Annotated in this window: 4 protein-coding genes; 1 reads left to right on the forward strand and 3 read right to left on the reverse strand. The window is 42.0% G+C overall.

The genetic code is table 11. The features are described 5' to 3' along the window. Positions 1-169 precede the first annotated feature (169 nt). From PX481_RS25935 to PX481_RS25945, 3 genes are all read right to left on the reverse strand, one after another. On the reverse strand, positions 170-1,366 hold the full coding sequence (locus PX481_RS25935) for a DNA double-strand break repair nuclease NurA (RefSeq protein ID WP_002758828.1): 1,197 nt from the start codon (positions 1,364-1,366) through the stop codon (positions 170-172). A 99-nt stretch (positions 1,367-1,465) separates the two neighbouring features. Then, positions 1,466-2,632 (reverse strand): HigA family addiction module antitoxin, encoded by a 1,167-nt coding sequence (locus PX481_RS25940; RefSeq protein WP_288096836.1) that lies wholly within the window; start codon positions 2,630-2,632, stop codon positions 1,466-1,468. Continuing rightward, the gene (locus PX481_RS25945) at positions 2,625-2,960 is read right to left on the reverse strand and encodes a type II toxin-antitoxin system RelE/ParE family toxin (RefSeq protein WP_002800095.1); all 336 of its coding nucleotides are present in this window, start codon (positions 2,958-2,960) and stop codon (positions 2,625-2,627) included. The genes PX481_RS25940 and PX481_RS25945 overlap by 8 nt, the downstream gene beginning before the upstream one ends. A 422-nt stretch (positions 2,961-3,382) precedes the next feature. On the opposite strand from PX481_RS25945, the gene rpsL reads away from it, so the two are divergent. Continuing rightward, positions 3,383-3,766 carry a 30S ribosomal protein S12 gene (gene rpsL / locus PX481_RS25950; RefSeq protein WP_002740176.1) on the forward strand — a complete coding sequence of 128 codons (384 nt, stop codon included), beginning with the start codon at positions 3,383-3,385 and terminating at the stop codon, positions 3,764-3,766. The last annotated feature ends 183 nt before the right edge of the window (positions 3,767-3,949 follow it).

The raw sequence follows: 3,949 nt of genomic DNA on the forward strand, positions 1-3,949 counted from the left end.
GGTCTCTAATCAATCTCATTGTATTTTCCTGCTGCTTCGTTTTTTTATGTATTATACTTCTTAATTTTTTATTTGGGTAATTAATTTTGCATGACTACTTATCAGTTAGCAGTTATCAGTTAGCAGTTAGCAGTTATCAGTGACCACTCCCCATCTGCTGCCTCCTCAATTAAGCGATACTACTGCGCTTTCTCGCTTCCTTATAAGATGTTCCCACATCCTGTAAACCGACTTTAATCATTTGTTGTTCCAAAAGAGCAAAAAAACGCAAGCGATCGCCACCTTTAATCACTGCTAAATTGTGCGCTTCCGCTAAGGCGATCGGATAACCATAACCTTTTAACACCTGGGCCAGTAAAATACTCAAAGAGCGATCGAGTAATTCTCGCTCCTCCACCACCCAAGCAGGAACCTCTACCCTAGCGATTTCCGTCCCCACATGGAGATAACAGAAGTAAATGCGATGTTCATCCCCATAAAGATCGAGTATTTTCAAAGAACTGCGCCAAAAAGGACTTCTTTGCCCCGGTTCCAATAAATAACCCCAGAGAGAAGCATCCCGGAGAGGATCGACAACGCGACAAGGGGTTTTTTCTGGGTCTAAATCACCGCAATTGATCAAGCAATTGGGAGTATCATGGGGACAAGATTGTAAACGCAGGAAATTTAAGCCTTCCGTGCTACGAGAAGCACTAATATAACCCATAAGCGGGATTCTAGCTGATTTTAAATCGTCCCAAGACTGAAAAATCGGTGGCAAAATTAAATCTTTTGCTTCCGGGGGGAGACTATCGATAAACCAATAGATCAAAGAACCATCCACGAGGGCTAAATTTGGTTCATAATGGGCCCCAGGGGGTTTTACCCAACGAGTAGCCATTTCTGCTAACATTTGGCTTTCTAATACCGTCCGACGATAACTCATCCACTCATCCACGCGAATACCCCACTGTTTAGAAATGTAGAGGTCTTCTGATTTGTAATAGACTTCGGGAATGCTATCGAGGAGAGGGTGCAAATTTTGACCATAGTGCAACATAATCCTACCGATATTAATTAGATAACAGTAGGCGATTTCGTGGTGAGAAGGGGCAATTTGGGAACCATCCGTGGCAAAAACGCTATGACTTTCGGGAGCGGGAAGGATAGTAACGCGGGTGTCGAGAGGTTCGATCGGTAGTGCAACGGAGAAAATTAGGCGATCGTGCCAGTTATGATAGAGTTCTAGCAGTTTTTCCTGTTGCTGTTGAGCCTGTTCTAAAAGAATTTTAGCCCGTTGCACTCGCTCGCGACTAGCTGCCACTTCCTGTTGAAAATGTTGACTGATTCCTGGCATTTTTGCCGCTAATTTCGCAAGATCGAGCATAACTATCCTCTACCTGACTTTTTTTGATGTTATCGCAATTTCCTGTCTCTAATGCTAAATTTGTCAATTATTGCCAAATTTATCCTTAGTAATCTCCGCTTACAGCAGTTTTCTTAATGGTGAGATAGGAAGTTTTCCTTTTGGGGAGTCGCTCGTCAATACCAAAAAGGAATTCTGCGTATTTAGACAATATTTCTCCTTAAGATCATTATAGTTTTGATAAGAAGTAATTTGCTCATGTTGCATTCTACCAACAATAATACCAGGGTGTATTCCTAGTTGTTCGGCAAATTGATTAATAGCTTTTCTATTCAGAGAATTATTGGCGATAAATCTCTGCCAATCTCTGGGATCAATTAAGAAATTAGCCGCAAAAACATCCGCCTCTTTTTCTTTAATTGTATCTTGAATATCTTGCCCCTCTAAAAATAAAGTTCGTTTCCCATGTAATAAAATATGACCAGCTTCATGAAAAAAAGAAAACCAAAAATGATCATTTGTTTTGTATCGATCGCTCAATTGAATTAAAGCTCTGTGAGAATCTAACCAACGGGTAGCACCGTGTACCCTTGTTTTCGGAAGTTCAGGGACAAAGGCTAAGGCAACCCCCGCTGCCGCACAAAGCTCGATCATTTGCGGTTGAAATACCTCGATAGACTTAATAGTTAACGAACGAATTTGTCGCAAGGCATCTCTGAATTTCAACTCGTTGTAATCAGCACAATTAATTTTCAATGCTTCTATTTCTCCTTGACGTAACCATGCTGTTATTGCCCCTCGATCGCTATCAAATGCCTGAGACTTTCTAAAATCAATCGATAAATTTATCCCCCAAATCTCCTCCCATTGCTCAGGGGAGACAACGGCAAAAAAATTCAAGCTCTCTCGTAATTGCTCTATTTTATCCTCATCAAACTTGAGCCAGCCTAATTCAGTCATCTGGCGATAAGGAATTTGTTTTAACCAGCCTAAATAACCTTTTAATCTTTGATTCTCATTTTTTCTCGCTAAATATTCCCGATAAAGTCTTTCGCGCTCTATCCAGAAACTGGCGGGAGTTCCTAACACTAACTGTATCTGTAAGGCGGTATCGATAGTAATCTCCGCTTTACCTTTTATTATCTCATTGATAGTCTTTTTTGGTCTGCCCATGCGTTGGGCGAGTTCCGATTGAGACATATTTCTTTCTTCTAGGATTTCGGCAAGGGTTTCTCCCGGTGGAGAAATAAAATCCGGTGCATATCTGTTCTCAATAGTATTAGTCATGGGTGTCATCTATGCCAATAATTACGACTGCGGTTACTTTCTTCCAATCAATTCCCCCGTCTGCTTTTTGAGGAATCGGTATATTAGCTGGCTCAAAAATTAGTCTGAGAGGATGAACTAAATCTAGAGATAGTTGTCCAGCACGGTTATGTAACAATTCGTGGCAACGTCCCGGCAGCGATCGCATTTCCTCCAGGACAATAACTGCTTTTAAGTCGTCGAGTCTTTGCCTGATTTTCTTAGCCATCTTCTCTCCATACTGTTTTTTCAGTAGTCTTTGGCTATTGCATTCGTTCTCAAATTTTTTTTCCTTAAATACAATATCCATTGTAGATGACCCTTGTAATATTGTTAACCTCAAAGGTTAACAATATTTTATGGCAGCACACCTGGGTTGCATCCAGTACAAACGCTCTAAATATATCGTTAAGAGCTAATAGTCTAGACACCAGTTCTGAAAATGAGGTTAGCTAGAGACAGTTTTTCAGATATTAGCCGATTAATCAGGTGATAATTATCGCTAAAATCGCACTATCAAGCCAAAACAACGAAGCTGTAATTTTATCGCCTAATAACGCCCGAATTGAGTGCCGCCGCCGCCCAAGAAAAAGACAATCTCTAACATCTAAACCGGAGAAAAGCACAATCGCGGACTTGACAACAAGAGCAACAATTTGCTATAATGACCTTTTGTCAACGATTTGACCTTCGGTAATAGGAGTTCAGAGTAACCTTAGATACAGCCCTATCATGCCCACCATTCAGCAATTAATACGCGACGAAAGATCCAAAGCGAAAAGAAAAACCAAATCTCCCGCCCTCAAACAATGCCCCCAACGTCGGGGAGTTTGTACAAGAGTATATACCACCACACCGAAAAAACCCAACTCAGCCCTACGGAAAGTGGCTAGGGTACGTTTGACCTCTGGATTTGAGGTGACAGCCTACATCCCGGGCATCGGTCATAACCTGCAAGAACACTCCGTCGTCCTCATTCGGGGCGGTCGGGTCAAAGATCTACCCGGAGTCAGATATCACATCATTCGCGGCACCCTCGATGCCACCGGGGTGAAAAACCGCCAAAAGGCGCGGTCTAAGTACGGAACCAAACGCCCCAAACCCGCCGCTAAATAAACAGGGAATTGATTAACCAAGAAAATACTCCCACCGAGTCGGTCAAAGTTAACCCAAGAGACTGAAGACTCGCAGGAGAGGGTTTGAGATGGGCTGTAATCATCCGACTGTCAAGCAAAAGTTAAAGTTAACCTAGAAAATTCAGGAATATTCCGATGTCTCGCCGTAAAAACGTCAAAAAAC

Source organism: Microcystis sp. M53603_WE2 (assembly GCF_030065435.1).